The 24,663-nt window shown below is 45.9% G+C and carries 19 protein-coding genes; 11 read left to right on the forward strand and 8 right to left on the reverse strand.

From position 1 onward, the window contains the following. The first annotated feature begins 14 nt into the window (after positions 1-14). Positions 15-2,660 carry an ABC transporter permease gene (locus FBF61_RS12300; protein ID WP_166444507.1) on the forward strand — a complete coding sequence of 882 codons (2,646 nt, stop codon included), beginning with the start codon at positions 15-17 and terminating at the stop codon, positions 2,658-2,660. Between the two features lie 213 nt (positions 2,661-2,873). Further along, entirely contained in the window at positions 2,874-5,519 is a 2,646-nt protein-coding gene (locus tag FBF61_RS12305; RefSeq protein ID WP_138477515.1) for an ABC transporter permease, read from the forward strand. A gap of 34 nt (positions 5,520-5,553) precedes the next feature. Here FBF61_RS12305 and FBF61_RS12310 read toward each other — a convergent pair whose 3' ends face one another. Both FBF61_RS12310 and FBF61_RS12315 read right to left on the reverse strand, forming a co-directional pair. Further along, a complete protein-coding gene (locus FBF61_RS12310; protein ID WP_138477516.1) occupies positions 5,554-5,910 on the reverse strand; it encodes a helix-turn-helix domain-containing protein in 357 nt (118 codons plus the stop codon). 11 nt (positions 5,911-5,921) lie between these two features. Continuing rightward, positions 5,922-6,224 carry a type II toxin-antitoxin system HigB family toxin gene (locus FBF61_RS12315; RefSeq protein WP_138477517.1) on the reverse strand — a complete coding sequence of 101 codons (303 nt, stop codon included), beginning with the start codon at positions 6,222-6,224 and terminating at the stop codon, positions 5,922-5,924. A 305-nt stretch (positions 6,225-6,529) separates the two neighbouring features. Between FBF61_RS12315 and FBF61_RS12320 the strand changes: the two genes are divergently transcribed. From FBF61_RS12320 to FBF61_RS12340, 5 genes are all read left to right on the forward strand, one after another. Then, entirely contained in the window at positions 6,530-8,989 is a 2,460-nt protein-coding gene (locus tag FBF61_RS12320; RefSeq protein ID WP_138477518.1) for an ABC transporter permease, read from the forward strand. A gap of 160 nt (positions 8,990-9,149) precedes the next feature. Then, positions 9,150-10,643 carry a capsule assembly Wzi family protein gene (locus tag FBF61_RS12325; protein WP_229215018.1) on the forward strand — a complete coding sequence of 498 codons (1,494 nt, stop codon included), beginning with the start codon at positions 9,150-9,152 and terminating at the stop codon, positions 10,641-10,643. Positions 10,644-10,796: 153 nt separating this feature from the next. After that, positions 10,797-13,196 (forward strand): ABC transporter permease, encoded by a 2,400-nt coding sequence (locus FBF61_RS12330; protein ID WP_138477519.1) that lies wholly within the window; start codon positions 10,797-10,799, stop codon positions 13,194-13,196. Between the two features lie 158 nt (positions 13,197-13,354). Continuing rightward, on the forward strand, positions 13,355-13,642 hold the full coding sequence (locus FBF61_RS12335; RefSeq protein WP_138477520.1) for a hypothetical protein: 288 nt from the start codon (positions 13,355-13,357) through the stop codon (positions 13,640-13,642). 193 nt (positions 13,643-13,835) lie between these two features. Then, a complete protein-coding gene (locus FBF61_RS12340) occupies positions 13,836-15,044 on the forward strand; it encodes a hypothetical protein (RefSeq protein ID WP_138477521.1) in 1,209 nt (402 codons plus the stop codon). A gap of 42 nt (positions 15,045-15,086) precedes the next feature. On the opposite strand, the gene FBF61_RS12345 is transcribed toward FBF61_RS12340, so the two are convergent. From FBF61_RS12345 to FBF61_RS12360, 4 genes are all read right to left on the reverse strand, one after another. Further along, a complete protein-coding gene (locus FBF61_RS12345) occupies positions 15,087-16,016 on the reverse strand; it encodes a serine hydrolase (protein ID WP_138477522.1) in 930 nt (309 codons plus the stop codon). Positions 16,017-16,020: 4 nt separating this feature from the next. After that, positions 16,021-16,989 carry a carbohydrate-binding family 9-like protein gene (locus FBF61_RS12350; RefSeq protein ID WP_229215019.1) on the reverse strand — a complete coding sequence of 323 codons (969 nt, stop codon included), beginning with the start codon at positions 16,987-16,989 and terminating at the stop codon, positions 16,021-16,023. A gap of 21 nt (positions 16,990-17,010) precedes the next feature. Next, positions 17,011-17,478, reverse strand: coding sequence for a GNAT family N-acetyltransferase (locus tag FBF61_RS12355; RefSeq protein WP_138477523.1), 468 nt, complete (start codon positions 17,476-17,478; stop codon positions 17,011-17,013). Between the two features lie 316 nt (positions 17,479-17,794). After that, positions 17,795-19,108: a hypothetical protein gene (locus FBF61_RS12360; RefSeq protein WP_138477524.1), complete on the reverse strand. Its 1,314-nt coding sequence runs from the start codon at positions 19,106-19,108 to the stop codon at positions 17,795-17,797. Between the two features lie 101 nt (positions 19,109-19,209). Between FBF61_RS12360 and FBF61_RS12365 the strand changes: the two genes are divergently transcribed. Both FBF61_RS12365 and FBF61_RS12370 read left to right on the forward strand, forming a co-directional pair. After that, positions 19,210-20,622 (forward strand): GH1 family beta-glucosidase, encoded by a 1,413-nt coding sequence (locus tag FBF61_RS12365; protein WP_310590270.1) that lies wholly within the window; start codon positions 19,210-19,212, stop codon positions 20,620-20,622. Between the two features lie 101 nt (positions 20,623-20,723). Further along, positions 20,724-21,080: a hypothetical protein gene (locus FBF61_RS12370; protein ID WP_138477525.1), complete on the forward strand. Its 357-nt coding sequence runs from the start codon at positions 20,724-20,726 to the stop codon at positions 21,078-21,080. Positions 21,081-21,117: 37 nt separating this feature from the next. Here FBF61_RS12370 and FBF61_RS12375 read toward each other — a convergent pair whose 3' ends face one another. Then, a complete protein-coding gene (locus FBF61_RS12375) occupies positions 21,118-21,348 on the reverse strand; it encodes a hypothetical protein (RefSeq protein WP_138477526.1) in 231 nt (76 codons plus the stop codon). Positions 21,349-21,620: 272 nt separating this feature from the next. Between FBF61_RS12375 and FBF61_RS12380 the strand changes: the two genes are divergently transcribed. Both FBF61_RS12380 and FBF61_RS12385 read left to right on the forward strand, forming a co-directional pair. After that, entirely contained in the window at positions 21,621-22,661 is a 1,041-nt protein-coding gene (locus tag FBF61_RS12380) for a DUF4097 family beta strand repeat-containing protein (RefSeq protein WP_138477527.1), read from the forward strand. Positions 22,662-22,797: 136 nt separating this feature from the next. Beyond that, positions 22,798-23,748 carry a ComEA family DNA-binding protein gene (locus FBF61_RS12385; protein WP_138477528.1) on the forward strand — a complete coding sequence of 317 codons (951 nt, stop codon included), beginning with the start codon at positions 22,798-22,800 and terminating at the stop codon, positions 23,746-23,748. A 25-nt stretch (positions 23,749-23,773) separates the two neighbouring features. Here FBF61_RS12385 and FBF61_RS12390 read toward each other — a convergent pair whose 3' ends face one another. Further along, entirely contained in the window at positions 23,774-24,544 is a 771-nt protein-coding gene (locus FBF61_RS12390; RefSeq protein ID WP_138477529.1) for an LOG family protein, read from the reverse strand. Positions 24,545-24,663: the final 119 nt, after the last annotated feature.

Below are 24,663 nucleotides of genomic sequence, written 5' to 3' on the forward strand. Positions count from 1 at the left end.
TCAAACCAAAAAAAATGTCGAAAGCCGACCGCCGAAAGCCGACAGCCACCACGCCCCCGCGCTGGGTAGCCACTCTTTTACGCTGGTTCGCCGCGCCGGATACTTTGGAAGAAACGGAGGGTGATTTGCTGGAAATGTATGCTTATTGGGTCGGAACAGTCGGGTTAAGGAAAGCCAGGTGGAAATATATAGGCAGTGTAGTCAGGTTATTAAGACCTTTTGCAAAACATAAAAGATCAAAAGAGTACCCGCAACCTTTTTTATTCAGCTATGCCATGATACGTAACTATTTCAAAATTGCTTTTCGGAACCTCTTGAAAAACAAGGGTTATTCGGCTATTAACATTGGTGGCCTGGCGGTAGGTATGGCGGTTGCGATGCTGATCGGGCTGTGGGTCCATGATGAACTGACATTTAACCAGCATCACGAAAACTATGCGCGGATTGCGCAGGTGATGCAAAACCATCATTTTGGAGGGGAAATCAGAACGGGCAGCGGCACGCCCAAGCAGCTGGAAACGGCTCTCCGGAACCAGTATGGCAGTAATTTTAAATATCTGGTACTGGCAGGCGGGGCTGGGGAACACACGCTGGCGTTCGGGAATACAAAAGTCACCCAGACCGGAAATTATATGGGGCCGGAAGTGGCAGAAATGCTCTCCCTGAAAATGCTGAAAGGCACGCGGTGGGGATTAAAAGATCAAAATTCGGTTATGCTATCGGAGTCGACCAGCAAGTCGGTTTTCGGGGATTCTGATCCGATCGACAAAATCCTGAAAATTGATAACAATCAGTCTGTCAGGGTTACAGGCGTATATGCCGATCTGCCGCATCATTCATCTTTCAGTAACCTGGCTTTTATCGCGCCCTGGAAGTTGCTGGAAAAAGATCTTCCGCCATGGATCGGGTGGGGAAATAACTGGTTTCAGCTTTTTGTGCAGATAGCCGACAACGCTGACATGAACCGGGTTTCCGCAAATATTCATAATGCTAAGCTGAATCATATCGACAAAGAAGAGGCCAAATACAAGCCGGTGGTCTTTCTTCAGCCTATGCGCAACTGGAATTTGTATTCCAATTTCAAAAACGGCGTCAATGCCGGGGGAAGAATAGAGATCGTGTGGCTGTTCGGTGTGATCGGGCTTTTTGTACTGCTGCTCGCCTGTATCAATTTCATGAATTTGAACACGGCGAGGAGCGAAAAACGGGCGAAAGAAATCGGCGTACGCAAAGCAGTCGGTTCCGCCAAAGCCCAACTGGCGCTGCAATTTCTCGGCGAATCTTTGCTGGTGGTGTCAATTGCATTTGTTATATCCCTTTTACTGACGCGTCTTTGTCTTCCGGAATTCAATAATGTCGTGGAGAAAAAGATCGTTGTCCCTTGGAATATGCCTTCCTTTTGGTTGGCATGCATAGGGTTTGTGCTTTTTACGGGCCTTGTTGCCGGTAGTTATCCTGCCCTTTATCTGTCGTCATTCAAACCGATCGCAGCCCTGAAAGGCGTCACTTCGAAATTGACAGGCGGGCACTTCTCCGGCTCTCCACGTCGGGTTTTAGTTGTTTTGCAGTTTTCGGTTTCAGTCACGCTTATTATCGGGACGATCATTGTTTTCCGTCAGGTACAATTTGCCAAAAACCGGCCGATCGGGTACAGTCGCCAGCAGTTGGTCAGCAGCCCGATCAAGTCGGATGAGATCATCAAACATTATGCGGCTTTCCGGAATGATTTGTTGAACACCGGTATCGTTGAGGAGGTTACGGCTACCGATTCTCCGGTAACCAACACTTTTGTCACAAACAGTGGTTTCAGCTGGAAAGGCAAAGATCCTTCGATGACGGACGAATTCGTAACACTCCGGATCACGCATGAATTTGGTAAGACGATCGGCTGGCAATTGAAACACGGCCGGGATTTTTCGAAGGAATTCCCAACCGACTCGATGGGATTTATACTGAATGAGGCGGCGGTCAAATACATGGGATTGAAAAACCCGATCGGTGAAATGATCCAGTGGGGCAACAATGGCAAGTATAAGGTAATCGGAGTTGTGAAAGACCTGGTCACGCAGTCGCCGTACGAACCGGTCAGACAGACTATTTTCTTTCTGAACTATATCAGGATCAGTCTGATCAGCATGAAAATAAAACCAACCGCAAGTGCATCAGCCGCAGTGGCAAAAATCGGTTCGGTTTTCAAGAAATATGATCCTGAAAATTTGTTCCAATACACATTTGCCGATCAGGAATACAACAGGAAATTCAGCGACGAAGAACGGATCGCAATGCTCACTACCTTCTTCGCGGTACTCGCGGTTTTCATTTCCTGCCTGGGATTGTTTGGCCTGGCTTCTTTCGTAGCGGAGCAGCGGACAAAAGAAATCGGTATCCGCAAAGTACTGGGCGCTTCCGTGGTTAATCTGTGGCAACTTTTATCGAGGGAGTTTTTAGTGCTTGTGATCGTGTCCTGCATCATTTCCGGTCCCGTTGCCTGGTATTTTATGAGCGACTGGCTGCAGCGATATACCTACCGGACAGAAATTTCCTGGTGGATTTTTGCCGCGGCAGGTGTGGGAGCCTTGACCATTACCTTGCTGACCGTCAGTTTTCAGGCGATTAAAGCGGCGCTGCTTAATCCGGTGAAGTCGCTTAGGAGTGAATGAATGAATGATTGAATGAGCCGCCGTGGAACGGGGAATGAGCCGCTGTGGAACAGGGAATGAGCCGCCGTGGAACGGGGAATGAGCTGCTGTGGAACAGGGAATGAGCCGCTGTGGAACGGGGAATTGGAGGGCTTGGAGCTAGGGCTTTCGATTGTCGGTGGTTTGGCCGCTTGCAAATAATGATTGAAAATCAATATAATTCAAAACCAAAAAATGCCGATAACTGACCGCCGAAAGCCGATAGCCCCCCTGCCTCCCCGCTGGTCAACCAAACTTTTACGCTGGTTTGCTGCGCCGGATACTTTGGAAGAAACCGAGGGGGATTTGCTGGAAATGTATGCCTACTGGATAGAAACGGTTGGGGTAAGGAAAGCCCGATGGAGATATGTAGTGAGCGTTGTTAAATTATTAAGGCCTTTTGCAAGATCAAAAAGATTGGAACAGTATCCCCGTACCTATTTTTTCAGCCATGTTATGATACATAATTATTTCAAAATCGCGGTAAGAAATCTTTTAAAAAACAAAGGCTATTCGGCCATTAATATCGGCGGACTGGCTGTCGGGATGGCTGTGGCTATGCTGATTGGCCTGTGGGTTCATGATGAAGTTACTTTTAACCGGTATCATCAAAACTATGACCGCATTGCGCAGGTGATGCAAACCCAGGACCTGGGCGGGGATGTGGTAACACAGGCGAAAAGCCCGGCGCCGCTGGGAAAAGAACTCAGGGCAACATACGGGGATAATTTCAAATACCTGGCCACTTCGACAACGACCGCGAACCACGTTTTGAGCTTTGCGGACAGGAAATTCACAAAAAAAGGCAAGTTCATCGATTCGGATGCTCCACAGATGTTTACCCTTAAAATGCTGAGCGGGAATTATGCAGCTTTGCAGGAGCCGGGATCTGTTTTGCTTTCCGAAAGTACTGCCGAGGCCTTGTTTGGAAAAGAGAACGCCCTCAACAAATTAATCAAGATCGATAATGATCTGAATGTCAGGGTAACAGGGGTATACGAGGAACTGCCATATAATTCCACGCTTGCGAACGTGGCTTTTATGGCTCCATGGCAGCTGTATATTTCCGGTGTGGCATACGGTATAAAGAACAAGGACAACTGGGGCAATAATTTTGTGGAGATTTACGCCCAGTTAGCGGATAATACGGATATGTCCGAAGTTTCCCGGAAGATTAAAGATGCCAAAGCAAACAAAGTTGGGCCGGAGGATTTTGTTTCCAAACCAGAAATTTCACTTCAGCCCATGAGCCGCTGGCATTTGTATTCGGAGTGGAAAAACGGAGTAAATACAGGAGGCCGTATTCAGTATGTATGGCTTTTCGGGATTATTGGCGGGTTTGTACTGCTGCTTGCCTGCATCAATTTTATGAACCTGAGCACGGCCCGTTCCGAAAAACGGGCAAAAGAGGTGGGTATCCGTAAAGCTTCTGGTTCTATGCGCGGGCAATTGGTCACACAGTTTTTAAGCGAGTCGCTGCTGGTGGCGGGCTTTTCCTTTGTTCTGGCCTTAATCCTGGTGTTCCTGATTTTGCCATCTTTCAATGAAGTCGCAGACAAGAAAATGGGTATTTTATGGACGAACCCCTGGTTCTGGTTAGCTGGAATTGGTTTCAGTCTTTTTACAGGTCTGCTTTCGGGAAGTTATCCGGCTTTGTACTTGTCTTCTTTCCAGCCGGTAAAAGTATTGAAAGGCACGTTCAAAGCGGGGCGTTTTGCTTCTGTTCCGCGCAAGGTGCTGGTAGTTTTGCAGTTTACTGTTTCGGTTACATTGATAATCGGTACCATCATTGTTTTCCGGCAAATCCAGTTTACCAAAAATCGTCCCATAGGCTACAATCGCGACAAGTTGGTGATGGTAGACATGCCTACACTGGACATTCACAATCATTTTGAGTCTTTCCGCAGCGAATTGCTGGAAACGGGCGTCGTAGTGGAAACTGCCAAAACGACCACACCGATGACTGAAAAAAGGCAGAACGAAAATGGGTTCAGCTGGAAGGGGAGGGAGGAAAACCAGGACAAACCATTTGCAACATTCGGGGTAACCCATGAATTTGGCAAAACGGTGGACTGGAAGATCAAAGACGGGAGGGATTTTTCGAAGGATTTTGCCGACGACAATCTGGCGGTAATCTTAAATGAGTCGGCTGTAAAATACATGGGATTGAAAAATCCTGTGGGCGAAACGATCACCTGGGGAACGCAGCCTCTGCATGTCGTCGGCGTAGTGAAGGATATGATCATGGAATCACCGTATGAACCCGTGCAGCAAACGATATATTACATTGCGCCCTGGCCTGCTTATATTTTGAGTATCAGGCTAAAACCCGATGTCGGCAACAGCGAAGCTTTGGCTAAAATAGAAACCGTTTTTAAAAAATATGCCCCAGCTGTACCGTTCGACTACAAATTTGTCGATGAGGAATATGATGCCAAATTCCGGATGGAAGAAAGGATTGGCAAACTGGCCAGCTTTTTCGCCGTACTTGCTGTGTTTATCAGCTGCCTCGGACTTTTTGGCCTGGCCTCATTCGTTGCGGAACAGCGCACAAAGGAGATCGGGATACGGAAAGTCCTTGGGGCTTCGGTTACCAACCTCTGGCAAATGTTATCCAGGGATTTTGTCTTGCTGGTTATTATCTCATGCCTCATTTCTGCGCCGATAGCCTGGTATGCACTCCATAGCTGGCTACAAAAATATAACTATCATACTGAAATTTCGTGGTGGATTTTCGCCGCCTCAGGCGCAGGGGCTTTGATTGTCACATTATTAACAGTGAGTTTTCAGGCGATCAGGGCTGCTTTGCTGGATCCGGTGAAGAGTTTGAAAACGGAATGAAAGGGAGGATGGAGGAAGGGGAGGATGCGGTGCGTTAGGCCAGGAGAATCTCGGCGGGGATTCCGAGGTCTTTATGAAGGAATTTCATAAACTTTACGCTCATTTGTTTTTTACCGTTGATGATTTCGGAGATCGCACCTTTGCTCATTCCAAAACGCTCAGCAAGCCCACTTTGTGTTAAACCCTGTTCCTCCATTTCAGCTTTCAGCGCTTCGATAGGCGACAACTGCCGAATTTGGTAATGTTTTGATTCATAGTCGCCTATGAGCAATGCCAATAACTCCAGCTTGTCGCCGTCAGGTGTGTCTTTCGCCGAATGAAATACGCTTTCCATTTCTTTAAGCGCTTTATTGTATTCTTCCTCCGTTTTTATCGGTCTTGAGATTTCCATTTTTGTATCTGTTAGTTAAATTCAATTGTTTTAGCGTCAATCTTATCGTATTCCTTATGTGTACCAATGAACTTAATGTAACATAGCTGAAACTCGTAATTAAAAGCCGCAATTAACCTGTACTTATTGCGGCATATATTAAAAACTATCCTTTCATTCCCTACAAAATCGGCACCTTTGAAATGTCCAACAATATGCTGAGGATTATTATACGTGTCTTTTGCTATGCGTCCATACCAATGAAGCAGATTTATCTCAGAATCGGGGTATTTGTTCCAAAACTCTTTTAGTGTGTTAAGTGCATATATCCTCATAAAGGTAAAATTACAAACTAAGTTCGCTCTTTGAGAACTTTTATTTAATTTTTTGAGTCAATGAAAAAGCTATAGAGAAGAAACCCTCCGTCACCTTCCCTTTCTTCCCCTTCCTCCATCCTACCTTTTTCCTTTTTCCTCCCTTCCCCAAACCGAACAAACACTGTCCATTTTTGAACAATGATTAACTTTTGCGAATATTCAAATGTTTGATGGTCAGATGTTTATGGATAAATTAGTTTTATGGCAAGCTATTTGATTCGAAGGGGCAGAGGTTCATTCTACCTGCTAACGATCCACCGGGCATGTTAAAAAACTATTTTAAAATTGCGGTTCGGCGCCTTCGGGCTGACCACGTCCATACAGCTATTAATGTGCTCGGCCTGGCTTTGGGGATCACAAGCTGCCTGGTTATTTATATTTTCATCCGTTACGAACTCAGCTTTGATGGATTCCATTCCAATAGTGCAAATACATACAGGGTTGTTGAACACAGCCGGAAGGCCGACGGTGTACAGCACTGGCCCACTACTGCGTATCCGCTGGCCGAGGCTATCCGTCGTGATTTGCCCGGGGTGCAGGTAACCCAAACGGCCGGCCCGCTGGCCCGGGTCATCAGCTCGGAGGATAGCAAAGGAACTGTACATCGTTTCGAAGAAAACCGTCTCGTGTTTGCAGACAAAAACTATCTTCAGACCTTTGATTTCAGGAATGTGGTAGAGGAAGGTATATGGCTGGCGGGTACAGCCAAAACAGCTTTTGAACAGCCCAATACCGTTGTCCTGACCCAGAAACTGGCCGACAGGTATTTCGCTGAAAATGCTGGCAATTATGAAAAGATGATCGGCAGGACGCTGATGCTCAACAATACAGATCCGATCGTTGTTTCCGGTGTGATCCGCAATCCGCCGCATAACACGAACCTGTTATTTGAAATGCTTGTCAATTATGCTTTTTTCAAAGCAAATAACCAATATCAGGCAAACAACTGGTCGGGAAATTACCAGGGCACAACATATGTTACGCTGGCGCCCGGCGCGGATGCTCCTGCTTTTGAAAAACAACTGGCAGGCCTGAAAACAAAATACATGAATGCGGAGGATAACCGGCGGATCAGCTATTTCCTTCAACCGCTGGCTGATATTCATACCAACACTTTGTATGAAGACTTCCTGGGAGGCTACCATGTGAGCCGGCAAATGTTACTGGTTTTGAGCAGTCTGGCTGTTTTCCTGATCCTGATCGCTTCTTTTAATTTCATCAACCTCACCACTGCCCAGGCCACCCGCCGTAATAAGGAAGTCGGTGTCCGAAAAGTGGTAGGGAGTACACAGACGCAATTGTTTATTCAACTGATAGGGGAAACGCTGATCATTGCTGTTATCGCAGGCCTTATTTCGGCTGTCGGTCTGGAGTTTTTACTAATGGCGCTGAACAGTTCCCTGAGCATCATCAATCTGGATCTCCGTACCGATTTTACGGTCTGGCTTTTTGCGGCCGGGCTGGTAGCGGCGGTGGCATTGCTGGCGGGGTTTTATCCTGCTATGGTGATAGCACGGTTTCAGCCGATCAAGGCCCTGAAAAACATTGGTAGTACCGAGCGGCAGCGGTTTTCACTACGCCAGGGACTTATTGTCCTGCAATTCTGCATTACCTATGGTCTGCTGGTCGGGACGTTTGTGGCTTCCCGTCAGATGAATTTTTTCATGAACAAAGATCTCGGTTTTGTCCGGGATGCCGTCGTTACAGTCAACAGTCCGCGGAATCAGTCGGTAAGTAAAATGGATGTTTTTCGTCAGGAACTTCTGGAAAACCCGGCTATCAGAGAAGTGAGTTTTTCGTCCGGTGCGCCAATTACAGAAAATTATTTCGGGACTGATTTCAGGTTAAAATCCGAGCCGGTGCAAATGAACAGGCAGGCAGAAATGAAAGTGGTGGATTTGAAATACCAGTCTCTCTTTGGCTTACAGACGCTTGCTGGCCGGTGGTTTTCAAATTCGAATATCGTGAAAGACGGCGATGCATTCAATGGTTTTGTTGTGAACGAGACCATGGTTAAAATGCTTGGCCTGACTCCGGAAACTGCTATCGGGAAAACGGTGACGATCAGTGAGGGAGAAGCCCCCATTTTGGGAGTTGTAAAGGATTTTCACAATGTGTCTTTGCAGCAACAAATACTTCCCTGCGTTTTGATCTGCTGGAACACAGGTTTTTATGAACAAATACATATAGCACTGCAAGCTGCTGCCGGGGATCGCCTGAACGTACCCCAGATCCTGAATTCGATCGAAGGAAACTGGAAGCAGACGTTTCCGCAGGATGTGTATCAGTATGACTTTCTGAACGAGTCGCTGGCCAAAGGTTATATTGTGGAACAGTTGGTTTTCGATTCCTTCCGGATCTTCGCAGGTATTTCAATTTTTATCGCCTGCCTGGGTCTGTTCGGACTGATTGCTTTTACGGCCAACCAGCGCACCAAGGAAATCGGGGTTCGGAAGGTGCTGGGTGCTTCGGTGACGAGCGTAGTAATCATGCTCTCGAAAGATTTTATAAAACTGGTAATTATTGCAATTGTCCTGGCCAGTCCGGTTACCTGGTATGCGCTGAACCAATGGCTTATGAATTTCGAGTACAAGATCGGTATCGAATGGTGGGTGTTTGTGCTGGCAGGGTTACTTGCCATAGGTATTGCGCTGTTTACCATCAGCTTTCAAAGTATGAAATCCGCGCTGATGAACCCGGTGAAGGCGTTGAGGAGTGAGTAGTAGTTTGAGCTTTCGGCGGTCAGCAGTCGCCTATCGGCTATGTTTTTCAAGCAAAAGAAAACCGACAGCCACATTAATTTTTCTGTAAACAAAACCCCATCAACGCATTTTTTCAGGGAAGGTTTTATCTTGCATGATAATCTTTCCTTGACAATCTTTCATGATTAAATTCAGGTTAGTCGTTTGCAACGCTGTCACTCTGATGCTTTTGTCCGGAACAGGGTTTGGCCAAACGAGCTCACACACGAATAAATGGAACGCCGCTGTTGAAGCGGGCGGTTTTGCTGCTTCCGATCCTGCCACGCCGTTCTGGCTCCGTACCAACCAGTTTGGGATTGTGCCGCACCGGTCACCTGCGGGAATGGTGCAGGCGAGTTTTTACAAGAATTATGTCTTCCGGGACAGCCTTTCCGGCCGACTGAAGAAATGGGACTGGGGTGTTGCCGTAAACCCCGTTGCTACCTACGAAAGGGATAACGAATTCAAATTTTTGCTACCCGAGGCAAGCGCCAAAGTCAGGTTCAGGAGATTGGAATTTTACGCAGGCAGGCGGCGGGAGCTGATGGGCATCGGGGATTCATTGTTGTCCTCTGGTTTTTATTCCGGTTCAGGAAACGCACTGCCTATACCCAAAGTTCAGCTTTCTACGATCGGATATATTCCTTTGCGTTTTACAAAAGATTTCGTGGCTGTCAGTGCCGGTTTTTCACACGGATGGTTCAATTCACCTTATATGCAGGGCGTACGTTTGCATCAGAAATATGCCTACATAAGGTTAGGGAAACCCACTTCCGGAAGCAAGTTCTATTTCGGACTAAACCATAATGTGCTTTGGGCAGGGCGTTCTGAATTTTTAAAGCAGCATCCGGAGCTTGCTATTGACGGCGAATTGCCTTCTTCCTGGAAATTTTATCCGAATGTGGTTTTGGCATATACCTCCAAAAACTGGTATACCAAAAACGGTTACAGCTCTTTTGACAGCTACCGGTTGGGCAATCACCTGGGGAGCTATGATTTTGCTTTTGAGACAAAGATCAGTAATTACAGGCTCCTGGCTTACCATCAGCATGCTTTTGAGGATGTTTCCAGCATGGTTTTCAAGAATATTCCGGACGGACTTTATGGGGTCAGTTTCAAACTGAACGCTGAACGTACGGGCACTACCGGTTTCCTCCTTTCACATATTACGCTGGAATTTCTGACCACGAAAGATCAGTCGGGATCGGAATTTTATGTTCCCGGCAGCAAGTTTCAGGGTGCCGACAACTATTTTAATCACTCCCAATATTATGAAGGCTGGTCGTATTTCGGGCAGACTGTCGGGACACCTTTTATTGCGCCTGGGAAAGATATGGATCGATCCAAGGGCATTACCGGGCGATATTTTCCAAACAATCGGGTGAATATGTTGTATCTGGGCGCTCAGGGCAGGTACGGAAAGTCTTTACTACTCACATTCCGCACTTCTTACAGTCGTAATTTCGGCGTACCTGGTTTCGCTTTCAACCCGCCTCGCGGTCAGTTTTCTTCTTTTTTATCGGCCCAGTATGCTTTGGGACAATCTACCAGTATTATCGCGCGTCTCGCGGTGGATCAGGGCGATTTGTTTGTGAAAAGTACAGGCGGATATCTTGGTGTAAGAAAAAGCTTCTGAGCACTTGATGCCAATGTCCATGGACGGACAAAAGCTGTTCGATTCTGAACATTTAACCCTTAATATGATGGTTTAATTAGTTGATAATTAGCGAATTAATTTTTATGGCATAAATTTGTTGACATGAAATAAAGTCCGTTAACTCCCGCTGTCATGCTAAAAAATTACTTCAAGGTTGCCTTCCGCAATATTTGGAAGAACAAGGTTTTCTCCGCTATCAATATTGTCGGTCTTGCAATAGGTATGGCTACCTGCATCGTGATCATGCTCTTCGTTTTCTACGAAAGAAGTTTTGACAAAGTCCACCAGGGGAATATATACCGGCTTGACGAAGTTCAGAAGTTCGAAGGAATGGTGGCGCCTCAGAAAGTGGCGTTATCCATGTACCCAATGGGTCCGACGTTAAAAAATGAATATCCGGAAATCCGGGATTTCACGCGGATCAATGCTTTTAATAAGGTGCCGCTGAGATACGGAGAAAAGAAAATGGAGCTGCCTGCGGCATTATGGGTGGATTCTAATTTCCTGCAAATGTTTGATTTCAAGCTTATTGAGGGAGAAAAGAAGGGTGTGCTGAAAGAACCAAACAGTATTGTGCTTTCTGAAAAAAGTGCGAGGAGCATATTTGGTGAAGAGAATCCGATTGGGAAGTCGCTTGTCCATTATGGCGGCGACACGCTGGCCCTGAAAGTGACCGGTGTGATGGAGGATGTGCCCGCCAATTCACATCTTCAGTTCGATGCATTGCTGTCGTTCAGTACCATTGCTCGTCCCGATTTTATGAACAACTGGGGTGGAAACTGGCTGGTTACTTATCTGGAACTGGCTCCGGGAACCGACATTGCCAGTCTTGAAAAAAAATTCCCTGCGTTTCTCCAAAAGTACATGAAAGAAGGAGGCTGGAAATTTTATGAGCTGTTTTTGCAGCCGCTTGCCGATGTTCATGCCAAATCTGTTGACATTACCCACGACTATATCAATTATCAGAAGTTCGACCGGAGCTACACCTATATTTTTTCAATTGTGGCAATTATCGTCTTGATTATTGCCTGCGTCAATTTCATGAACTTGTCCACGGCGCGCTCTACCGGCCGGGCCAAGGAGGTAGGTATTCGCAAGTCCATCGGTGCGCAACGCTCTCAGCTGGCGGGCCAGTTTATCGGAGAGTCTGTTTTGCTTTCATTCATATCATTAGTTCTGGCGGTTATTCTTGTAAAGCTTATTCTTCCTTACATGGTAGATTTTAGCCAGCGGGCTTTAGGTTTCGCTATATTCAGTAATCCGCTCTTATTGTTGGGCGTTTTGGCCGGGACTGTGCTTGTGGGTGTATTTTCTGGGCTGTATCCGGCGGCTTTCCTGTCTTCTTTTGAGCCTGTCAGGGTTTTAAAAGGCACTTTGACGATTGGTAAAAGCAATTTCCGGAATGCGCTGGTCATCGCACAGTTTACAAGTGCAGTATTCCTGATCATCGCCACCGGTTTTGCTGTAAAGCAGCTGCGTTTCATGCGGGATAAAGACCCTGGGTTCAGCAGGGAACAGGTGGTAATCATTCCGCTTGATTCGAAATCCAGTCCTAAATACCAGTCCCTTAAAGATGAACTTTTGTCCGGATCTTTTGTGGAGGCAGTAAGTGGCTCGGGGCAGCGGCTGGGTAATAATTTGCACCAAACCGGCGTGAGTTTTAAGGGTGAGGGGCCGCTGCGGAAAATGGCATCGTCTCAGGTGATCGTAGATCCCGATTATCTTTCTTTATATAAAATAAAACTCGTGGCCGGCAGGAATTTCACGCATGATGTTTCCGAGAATGCCCGGACGTATATTATCAATGAGTCACTTGCGAAAGAACTGCTGAAAGATGAGCCCAAACTCACATTGCAGTCGCTGATCGGGAGGCGCTTTGGTTTTTCGGGAATGGATTCGACAAGCACTATCGTAGGCGTGGCCAAGGATTTTAATTTCAATTCGCTGCACCACAAAATCGAAACATTGTGCCTGTTTAATCAAAAAGACTGGGGCTACAGCGAGATGTCCGTTCGGGTCAAAGGAAAGGATGCAAAGCAGGCGGTTGAATCGATCCGGTCGGTATGGAGTAAAATGTCGCCCGAGTCGCCGTTTACATATTCTTTCCTGGATGACCATTTTGCAGAGCTTTATAAAGCCGACAGCCAGGTAAGTGAAATTGTGGGCATACTGGCCGGTCTGGCCATATTTGTGTCCTGCCTGGGACTGTTCGGGCTGGCGTCCTATTCAGCGGAAAGAAGAATTAAAGAGATAGGAGTACGAAAAGTGATGGGGGCTTCCGTGGCTGGCATTGTTGCGTTGCTTTCGCGGGATTTTGTTAAGCTGGTGCTCGTTTCCATTGTTATCGCTTCGCCCATTGCCTGGTGGGCAGTGCGTCGCTGGTTACAGGATTTCGCCTACCGGATCGATATTGAATGGTGGGTATTTGCGTTGGCCGGAGTCCTCGCTATTGCAGTAGCATTGCTGACGATCAGTTTCCAGAGCATCAAGGCTGCAATGTCAAATCCGGTGAAATCGCTTAGGAGTGAATAGCTCAATCTGGTTAAATCTTTGAAAAGGGGAGGATGGAGGAAAGGGAAGAAGGATAAAAGGGAGGGTGCAGACAAACCAGACTCCCCCTTTCGTCCCCTTCCTCCATTTCATCCCTCAAAAAAGCTATCATCAATTATAGATTTAAACAAACAGTCGCTATGAGTCACATTGCTATCCCAATTCCGCCGCTTCAAGGCAAGCAGGAAATTCAGGTTGAAGTAACCATTAATGGCATCAAGCAGCAATTATTTTATCGGGTCGAGCTATTTTATTGGGAGGACTGTTCCAATCCAGTGGCACACCGGGCCGATTGCATCAGTGAGATGCTCTCGCATCACGATCCCGAATGGACCGTTTATTACATTGGCGCGCCGACGGATGAATTCGTTCCGATCACTTTTGTGAAAAAAGAAAGCCGCAATGTTTTCAAACTTTCTTCGGTCTAAATTTCTACCAACCATCAATTGTTTCTTAGCCAGTGGGTCTGTACTCACTGGCTAAAATATTTTCAGGGTATTCAAAAAACGCTTTCCAGTCGTCATAATGGCTGATCCGAGTCTAGGTTTTATTTGCATCATTGTTGCATAATTAACGATGTTTTATATTTTTGCATCATTGTTGCAAATAAAATCAATTTATATGAACAGGTATTTATTAAAAACATTACTGACCCTTATTGCTGTATCCGTATTCATTTCCTGCGAAAAGAAAGAAGAGGACGTAACTCCGGCCGAAGAGCTGACAGAATACAAATTCATCCGTGTGCTTGTCAATGACGAGCTTACGAACCAGATTTCGCTGGTTGATCCTGTGAAAAATGCGGTGGAATCCTTTGAAGCACAACATCCCAAATCGGCATTGTATAATACCCAGGCGGGGCGTTTCGGCGCTTTGGTGAACGGCGCCAACAACCACGTGCAGCTATTTGATACCGGGTTTGAAGGACATGGGGATCATGTGGACGTGAAAGGTACGCCCAAGTTCGGGGCACTGACAGGAACCGGAAACAGACCGACACATTTTAAAAGCAAGGGCGACGAAATCATCACTTTTAATGATGGTGACGGCACGCTGAGCATTGCCAAAGAGGCGGATTTTCATGTAACCGGTGCCAAGATGAAGACAATCCCCACCGGGAACAAAGCGCACCACGGAGCCATGACAAAATTTGATAACGGGACCTACGCGATTACTGAAAAGGACGAATCCGTTGCCGGTACTTTGCCTGAAAGAGTCAGAATCATCAACGGGGCGGGGGAGACTCTTTTTGCTTCAACTGTTCAAACGAAGGGCATTCACGGAAATGCCAGCGACGGAAAGGTTTCACTTTTTGGTTCTTCAAGCGGTATTCTGGTTGTGGAGCCCTCCGGCGCACAACGTTTGATCCCGCATCCCGAAAGTTTCGGCTCGGCGTGGTTCGGTACTATCCTGGAAGCCAAGGGAGCGGGTAAGTTTATCGGATATTCGGCTGCTGTCGGGGCGTATATGATAGATGTGGCGTCGGGCACTATTACGCCGGTTATCGAAAGCTCTGATCTTATTCAGGTAAAAACGGATCTTTCAGGAAACAACCTGGTCGCTTTTTTACACAGCGGAGAAGTGAAGATCTTCGACCTGAAAGCCAATTTGCTGACAAAAAGCGGCAATGTTGTTCCGGCAGTTGCGAAGGACGAAACACAGAAACCCCAATTGGAGGCTACTTCCCGTTTCTTGTACATTATCCAGCCCAAAACCGGTGAGTTACTGCAGATCGATGCGAAAGATTTTGGTAAAATAAAAAAGATCAAAGTCTCATCCACACCGTACCGGCTGACCATCCTCGGGTTTGAATCCAGCGAGGGGCATTGATTTTTCAACTTTCCGGGCTATTCGTAGCCCGGAAAGCCTTTCTCAAAACCACCATTGCTTCGCCTCCGGTGAAGGCCTCCATTTGCTTTTTGGCTCGAAGTGGTTCCAGATGATTTCGGAAATTTTTCGGATCAGCATATATCCTTCATTCTCCCGCTGCCAGGTCTGATCCTGCTGGTTTTTGGTGGTAATGCAAAAAACATAGTCTCCGTGCGGAGCGTGCACGACCAGTACTTCGGACTTGGCTTGATTAACCGCCCCACTTTTCGCAGCAGTTTTAACATAAGGTGGGATTTGGGAAATAGCTTCTCCATCCCAGAATTGCATGCCCAGGTACCGGTACATACGTTCACTAACTGACGGACTAATGGCTTTTCCGTCCCGGATCATTGCAACAAGCTCAGCCATTTCCCGTGGTGTGGTTTGTCCCCAGCCATAAGTAGCTTGTCCTTGCTTTCGCCCTGGCGTGCGGGAATTCACTTTTGTGTTGGCAAACCCGTTATTTTCAAGCCATTGATTGATAGCAGCCCCTCCGCCTGCCATTGCCTGAAGCCAAAGGCTCCCCGTATTGTCGCTCAGCGAGATCATCAGGTGGATGACCTTCGGCAGCGGGATTTTCGTACTGTCGCGGAAAGATCCGACGACACCATTATCATATTTGAGCGAATCGCGGTAAACAAGCTCCTGGCCGAACTTGATTTCACCTTGATTGATCTTGTCAAAAAGTCCGCACATGATGGGGACCTTGATCATACTGGCGGTCGGGAAAAGGGTGTCTGCGTAAACCGCAGCAACCCGGTTTGTCTTCAAATTCCGCACATATACCCCAGCTTCACCTTTAAAGCCGGCAAGTGCCTTCTCAATTTTGGCAGTCAGTTTTTCATCCGTTTTAACATTTCCGACCGCCTGAGGCTGTGCCAGGATTTTAAAACAGATGGAAAGTAGGATGAGAGAGACATAAAGGGTTTTCATCGAATCATTTGCTTTTAGTGAATTTTTTGGCCTTGTTCTTTCCTGGTTTTTCAGAAATGAACTCGAGAAGGCCCCAATGCTCCGGCACATGCATATTGATCACCCCTTGTGGCGACCATACCCAGTTGTATTCCGGGAGATTTCTGCGGGTTTCCGGATTTTTCTTGCGAGAATATTTCCCATCTTCATCAATATCATGCTGCCAGTTGACGCGTGAAAAATTGATACGCCATACCGAGCCATTTTCCGGAATGATTGCAGGCACATTCTCATTCTTAAGAGAGGCAAAAGGGATGGCAATTTCGAGGGTCCAGCGCTTGTCTTTGTCTTTGCTGTCATTAATGGTCCCGTCTATTGAGACAGCGGATTTCAGGCCTTCGATATCCCATTTCATTTGAGCCCTTCCGCCTTTCCGGTAAGTTTTGGGAAGAAACAGGTCAAAATTGGTATTCAATGCATTGATTTCCAGTTCGTAATAATTTTCCGAATCTCCGTCTGGGTCGATGAACACTTCGAAATCATTTTCGTGAAACACGATCTGATCCTTTTTGTCCTGGTAGGCCCATATATGTTCCTCGTCCATCACTGCGGCGATGTACAAATATTCCTTATCCCAAAGCATTTTCGCCATCGTTTTTTGAAGTGGCAGCGGTTTTTTTGCTCCTTCTATGTCAACAAATGTCTCTGTCCATAGGGCCTTTTTCCAAGCGGATTCATTGAGTTTTCCATCAATAGTAATCGGCTTGTCCGGTTGGTAGCAGATGTATTTTCTGGGAGGATCAGACGGCTGGGCTGCCGAATTAAAGGAAAGCAATAAAGCTGAGGCCAGAACAAATAGAGCTGCAAATGCTAACTTAGGAAGGAGAATAAAATGAAATCTGTTTTTTCTGGAGAGTAATTTAAAATTTTTCAAGATCTTATCAGAGCGTAGTTTGGAAAGTACAATATACCTCGAAACCTCCTGATTTTTCAAGAAAAATGTGCTTTTTGTTCCTTACACCAACCTTTCGAAATAGAGCACTTCGGCATGTGGATTATAGTTATAGGGCTGGGTTTCGACAAATCCGAAAGACCTGTATAAGCCCACGGCGGCAGGCATTTTTGAGAGCGTGTCCAGTTTGATTACCTGATAATTTAGCACCCCGGCCGTTTCCAGAACTTTTTCCATGAGTGCTTTTCCTATGCCTATTCCCTGATAGCCCGGGCGGATATACATGCGTTTCACCTCACAGGTCAAATCATTTTCGATACGTCTTAATCCCACGGCCCCGATGTACTGTCCAGCTGTTTCAACAAGCAAAAGTGCACCTGTCGGAGGCCCGTACATTTGGGGAAGGATTTTCAATTCTTCATCGAAGCTCTGAAAACAGAGCGTGAAATCAAGCGAGCGGGCATATTCTTTAAAAAGCTCCGCCCCGGTTTCGTACTGGCCTTCGGTAGTAGCATGGATGATCTGGAACATTGGTAAATAACAAGCGTATTTTGTCTTGGGACTATTTAAAAGCAAAGGAATCTTCGCAATGCCTGAATATACGATTGTCTTGTCAAAAAACGCGCAAAAGCAGCTAGACAAACTTCCAGACGCACTAGCAGAACCAATTTATAAAGCCATCGCTGAACTGGGAACAAGCCCAAGACCGTTGGGCATTTCCGGCAGCATTGCTCCCAATTTAAAGGTTTCATATCCCTGCTCAAAGGCATCTATTTTATCCTGCGTACTTGGTCCCTGATGAACGCGTCAATGCTGACGAGCTTATTTTTTTCATCCTTAGCGTCCATTATTTCTTTTCCAATAAGTCACTTGCTTTATACTGCTTACTCAACAGCTCCTCAAACAAACGCCAGCGCACCTCGGAAGAATTCCCACCCCGGGACTCGATATACTTTTTAACCAAAGCCTGCCCATAATTGTAGTTAATGACATAGCTTCGGTATTTTTTGATAAACCGTAAATAGTCCGTCGCACCTTTTTCGGTCAGGAGGCAATAATCAGTAAGCCAGCGTAGTGCCTCTTTATCACCCATATTTTTACGTTGAATTTCCCTTGCTACCTCATTGCGGGCATAGTTTAATTCCGAACGGATTGCAAGGGCGCGGAAATATAAACCGGCATTTGACGTATCCATTGCCGCGAGAGGCATCAGCGTTTTTTTACAAAATTCCAGTTGTTCATTTCCGGGAAAAGCAACTGCAATACCGTAGTTGGCGCTTCCCTCGGCTATCAGTGACTGGGGGCTGAAAAGGGGATAGAGCGAAATCTCCGTCTGGTTTTTATCGCGGTAGAGATTTTTTTCCAGCAAAGCATTGTAGACATGATGCCCGGGATAACCCTCATGACACGCAAGATCGATAGCCCTTTCAATGAAGATCGGCTGACTGATATTGATCTGTATCACACTTTTGTAATTTCCCTGGTACCAGTTGTAGCCTGACCATGGCTTATCAGTGACATATTCTAACCGGAAGTCCTCACCGGCGGGGAGTCGATAATGCGCTAAGGTCCTTTTCCGGGCTTCTGTAATGGCTGTTCTGAAAACGGTATCAATTTTATTTTTGGGTATTAAAAACTGGCTGGCCAGTTTTTGGTACCTGTCCGGGAGAGGGCCCTTTCCGGGTAAAATAGAATCCAGCCGGGCCATGAGCGACTGAAAATGCTTCTCCGGATAAACAGGAGCTACTGCATCAAAAAGTTCTTTTGATTCCACATCAAATGCGCCACTTTCGCCTGAATGGATTTTTATTCTGCGTTCAAAAGCACGTAACTGCGCCTGTAACCAGTTCGACCTATCACGGATGGTATCATTTTCAGTGCTCGTGGCAATGTTGCCCAGCTCCTTTGTCAGATTTTGCGATACTTTTAAAAGACTATCTTTTGGAAAAGTGGCCGAAGGAGTTAACACTGGTTTCAGGGAATCGGGGCCGTAGTACGCGTCGACGAAATCCTTATCATATTGCCCGATTACCAATCCCAGCCGGACATAATCCAAAGAAATTTCATGCAGCTTCTCTGCCTCTGTGGTCTGGGAAGATTGTTTTGAGCAGGAAAAAGAGAGCGTTGCGAACAGGAAAAGCAGTTTGATCTTGGTGTGCATGGTCTTGCTATATTTTTGGTCAGTTATGGAAGCCGGCGGATAAGGTACGAAACTTGCCTTTTCTTCCTAACTTTCTGCCGTAAAGATCAATAAAAGATATTTTGGAAGAAATTGGAGCATACCGGACTAAGGGCCATCCGGTGGAAAACGGGCATAGCGACTTGACTTTCCGTAAGGAGGATTTTGGCCATGATTTTCGCTGGGGAGTAGCCACCGCTTCTCACCAGATCGAAGGAAGTACCGATGGTGATGGGCGGGGCGCTTGTATCTGGGATGAGTTTTCCCAAAAAAAAGGGAAGATAAAAAACGGTGATCATGCGCGGGTCGCATGTGATTTCTATAACCGGTATGAAGAGGATCTGGCTCTCGTCGCATCCCTGGGATTCAAACAATTTCGTTTTTCAATCTCCTGGTCACGGATTATTCCTGCTGGTTATGGAGAAATAAATCACAAGGGGGTTGATTTTTATAACCGATTGATCGACAAATGCCTGGAGTTGGATATTGAACCGTGGGTCACGCTTTATCATTGGGATTTGCCGCAGGCGCTGGAAAAGAGAGGAGGATGGAAAAACAGGAAAATCGTTGAATGGTTTTCCGCTTATGTCGAGATATGTACTCATGCGTTTGGTGACAGGGTCAAGAATTGGTTGGTGCTGAATGAACCTATGGCGGTGGCCGGACTAGGCTATACAACGGGGCTGCATGCACCAGGAAAAAAAGGGCTATGGAATTTCTTGCCTGTTGTGCACCACCTGGCACTTTGCCAGGCTGAGGGCGGCAGGGTTATCCGTAGGAATGTCGCCGACGCTTATATCGGAACTGCACTTTCCTGCTCCTACGTCCACGCATATTCGGATAATCCCAAAGACGTCCGTGCAGCGGAAAGAGCAGATGCATTGATGAACCGCCTCTTTATCGAGCCCGCACTGGGCCTGGGTTATCCAGTCGATGCATTCTCATATTTGCTGAATATCCGGAAGTATATGAAGCCGGGAGACGAAGAGAAACTGAAATTTGACTTTGATTTCATCGGACTTCAGAACTATTTCAGTGTAGTGGTAAGGCATTCCTACCTCTCGCCAGTTTTGTGGCTGAAAGAAGTGCCGGCCGGGTTGCGGAACGTGCCTGTTACTGAAATGGGCTGGGAAATAGATCCGGCCGGAATGTATAACATTATCGGGCAGTTTGAAAAGTATCAGGGAATTAAAGAGATCATTATTTCCGAAAATGGGGCTTCATTTACCGATAACCTGAATGGAAACGAGATTCCCGACAAGCAGCGGACCGGATTTTTTCAGGATTACCTGGGCGCCGTGCTGAGAGCGAAGAACGATGGCGCAAAGGTTAACGGTTACTTCGCTTGGACACTGCTTGATAATTTTGAATGGGCCGAGGGCTTTTCGGCCAGGTTTGGGCTGGTATATGTGGATTTCAAAACGCAGCAGCGCACCATTAAGCACTCGGGGAAGTGGTTTTCTCATTTTCTGAACGGAATAAAATCTTCAAAATAATTTCCAACCAATGTATACAAAATTGTATCCTTGGTTTAGAATATTCCAGCCAGGAATATTTTATTGAAAATCCAGTATTCCAGCTAAATCCTAACATTGAAATGAAAATCCTGATTGTCTTTTTTGGCCTGTTGGCCTGGATTGGCGGATGCCATGACGAAACTGTCCTGGATGAGGACATCATTGAGGCTGACGCTACCTGGACCAACATGCTGGCGTCTGACGGTTGCTCATGGCACTTCACAGTTCAGGAAGGTAAAAATTTTATATCCTTGCTGCCAAGTGAAGCTTCTCTGAAAACCATTAAAGCAGAAGTTGGTGACATAGAAAGCAGCTACAGTTTCACTGACGTGCGCATCAAATACAAGCTCACCGGCGGAAAGCGTACCGTTTTATGCGGCTGGGGATCTCAGCAAACGTATGATGAAATCAACGTGATCAGTATCAAGAAAAAATAGCCGCAGCCACTGGCAAAAAAATTACTTCTATCCCTTTTCAGAGTTTGAGAATGTTTTTTGCTTCTTCCTCTGAATAGTAAGGGCCAAGCTCAGCTTCATCAATAATCTCTTGCACCTGCTCTTCCGAAGCGGGTGCTCTTTTTTTATAATCACCTTCCGAATGCTCGTATTTGAATTCAATTATTCCTTTGGTTGCCAAATTCTCCAGAAGCTTGGTGACCAGTTCTTCGTCAGCTTCGTTGTTTACCCTGATTTGAAATGTTTTCATGAATTGATCTTAGTTAGAATTATGTTGGTCATTGAAAAAACCGTACCTGTTAAACCCAGGATTCTCTGTTTTGGAAATTGGTATGTCCGGAAAATTGTTCATTTGCGGACAATGTTAAAAGAATAAACCTATGATTATCAATATAATAGAATACTGGTCTTCTTTTTGTCCTCTCTGATCCTGTTGCCGGACATTCTTTTGCGATTTTTTATATGGGTGGATGCAACTTGTAATTTCAATTTTACATCTTTTTCAAAATAAACATAAAGATCATGAAAAAAATACAGCTACTTTTTATAGCGCTTACCTTATTTGTTTCTGTTGCGGTACAGGCGCAAAGTGAGAATGAGCAGCCTTATGTTACAAAGAATTTTACCAACTCATCCCTGAAAGAACTGACAGTTGAAACCTCCGGTGGATCCATTTCGGTAACCGGAGGAAGTAGTACTGGTTTTAAGGTAGACATGTTTGTAAAACCCAATAACTGGAATGGTAAAAAAGAACTTTCCAAGCAGGAAATAGAAGACCGGCTCGAAGACTTTGACATCGTGATCGGGACTGAGGGAAACAAAGTGGTTGCCACTGCGAAAAGGAAAAACAATGTTGACTGGAATAAAAACAGCGTTTCCATCGGCTTCAAAGTGTATACGCCCAGGAATGTCGGAACGAATCTGAAAACCAGCGGAGGCAGCATTCATATCAAATCTCTGTCAGGTGAACAGAATTTTACAACAAGCGGCGGAAGCTTGAAAATCGATGACCTGGACGGCGTGATCCGCGGGCGTACTTCCGGCGGAAGCATTGAAGTTGCGAACTGCAGTAAGGATATTGACTTGCATACAAGCGGCGGAAGTATCAGGGCCTCGGAGCTGAAAGGTAAAATCGGACTTAAAACTTCCGGTGGAAGCATCACTTTAAATAATCTGAACGGTGATATCGAGGCACATACCAGTGGCGGCAGCGTAAAAGGTGACGATATCGCAGGGGCGCTGGACGCTGGCACATCGGGCGGTTCTGTGCGGCTTGCCAATGTTTCCGGCAGTTTGAAAGCCAGTACCAGTGCGGGCAGTATTGAAGTTTCAATGTCAAAACTGGGCGATTATGTAAATCTTTCAACATCTGCGGGAAGTGTGCGGGTTACAATGCCTATGGATAAAGGTATGGACCTGAACCTGAAAGGTAACAAAGTAAATGTTGCTCTGAAGAACTTCGATGGTCAGGCAGAGAAAGACAATGTGCGAGGTAAAATGAACGGTGGCGGTATTCCGGTGACGCTCACAGCAAGTAGCGGCAGTGTTTATGTAAATCAATAAGTTAAGTAATACAGGTTCAAACAATCTGATAGGCAGAAAGGAGGTCAACACTTCTTTTTGCCTATTTTTTTTGAAAAGATCCGAGACCAAATCATAAATCGAACGTCTAAGACTGACACACTTGAAAACATGAAATATGTATAAACGAATAGTCGAAGGACTGACGGATTTTTTCGGGATATCAAGGAAAGAGGCACGTGGGGCTTTGGTTTTGATGATACTTAGTTTTTGCCTAATCTGGACGCCTTTTATTTTCAGGAGGGCTATCCTTCCTCTGTTGCCGGCTGGCGCAGCACCGGTTGATCTGGCCAAGCTGGATAGCATTGCTGAGATGCTGGAAAAGGAACATTCCCGAAAGTATAAAGGCAAGGGATACGAGAGAAAGGAGTTTAAAAAAGAAGAGCCGCGGCCAGTCAGGCTATTTGATTTTGATCCGAACACGGTTAGCGTTGCTGAATTTCAAGACCTCGGTGTCCCGCTATTTCTGGCAAAAAGAATTGAGAAGTTCAGAAGCAAAGGCGGGAAATTCCGGAAAAAAGAGGATTTGCTGGCGATTTACGATTTTCCTTCCGATCTGTATCAGAAGTTACAGAAACATATCAAATTTGCAGCAAATACCGTTCAGCAGGCTGATAAAGGTCAGGACAAAAAGAGCCCGGATACCTGGAAAAAGCAGGAAAGGCGAGCGATCTCTGCTTTTGACATTAATAAAGCAGATACTACCGAACTTGTGAAGCTGCGTGGCATTGGCAGCAAATTGTCTCTCAGGATCATCAAGTTCCGGGACGGATTGGGCGGTTTTCATTCGACTACGCAGTATCAGGAGATTTTTGGCTTGGATTCTGTGGCGATAGCGGAGCTTAACAGATTTGCAAAAGTGTTAAGCCCGGTGCGGAAAATGAATGTTAACGAGATTTCTGAGGAAGATCTGGGCAGGCATTCCTATGTAAGGAATAAAAAACTGGCTGCGATCATCATGAATTATCGCAGCCAGCACGGGCCTTTCCGGTCTCTCGAAGATCTGAGGAAAGTAAAGGTTATCGATGAAAATCTGCTTAACAAACTGGAACCGTACCTGTCCTTCTAACCAATTTGTTTGCCTGATTCTCTGATCAGAAATTGGGTTTAAGCAGATATTTGGAATAAAAATTATCGATCACCTGAACAGCTTCATCGGGCGTATCCACGACACTGATCAGTTTTAAATCTTCCGGATTGATGTTCTTTTCTGTAAGCATTGTTTCTTTGATCCAATTCAGTAATCCGGTCCAGTAACTGCTTCCCACAAGGACGATAGGGAAGCGGCCAATTTTTTTGGTCTGAATCAAAGTCATCGCTTCGAAGAGTTCATCCAATGTTCCGAACCCACCGGGCATCACTATAAAGCCTTGTGAGTATTTAACAAACATCACCTTTCTGACAAAGAAAAAATCGAAGTTGATATTTTTGTCTGGGTCGATGTAAATGTTGCTATGCTGTTCGAACGGCAATTTTATATTCAATCCAACAGACTTTCCGCCCTGCTCGAAAGCGCCTTTGTTACCAGCTTCCATAATTCCGGGACCACCGCCAGTGATTACCCCGTAACCATGCCTAACGAGTTTGGCAGCAATGTCTTCGGCAGTTTTATAATGTGGATTCTCAGCTGTGGTACGCGCCGATCCGAAGAGGGAGACGCAGGGGCCGATTTTGGCAAGCTTATCAAAACCCTCCACAAATTCAGCCATTACTTTAAAAATGACCCATGAATCGGCACTTTTTATTTCACTCCAGTTTCGGTCTTCAAATGCCTCCTTGATACGCTTTTCATCCTCTGGCACAGCCGGGTTCAGGAGGGATACATCTATTAATTCAGAATTTTTGGGCTTCACTTCTTCACTCATATTTTTTCATTCAATTTAGTTGTTGAACAGATATTGGTAACTTTGGCTATTACTAAAAATAGAAACTTTAACAATAAACCCTGTTGTTTTGCGCAAGTGTGGGCAACAAATAACAAAAA

It is taken from the genome of Dyadobacter bucti, assembly GCF_005869225.1.
Taxonomy (GTDB): Bacteria; Bacteroidota; Bacteroidia; order Cytophagales; family Spirosomataceae; genus Dyadobacter; species Dyadobacter bucti.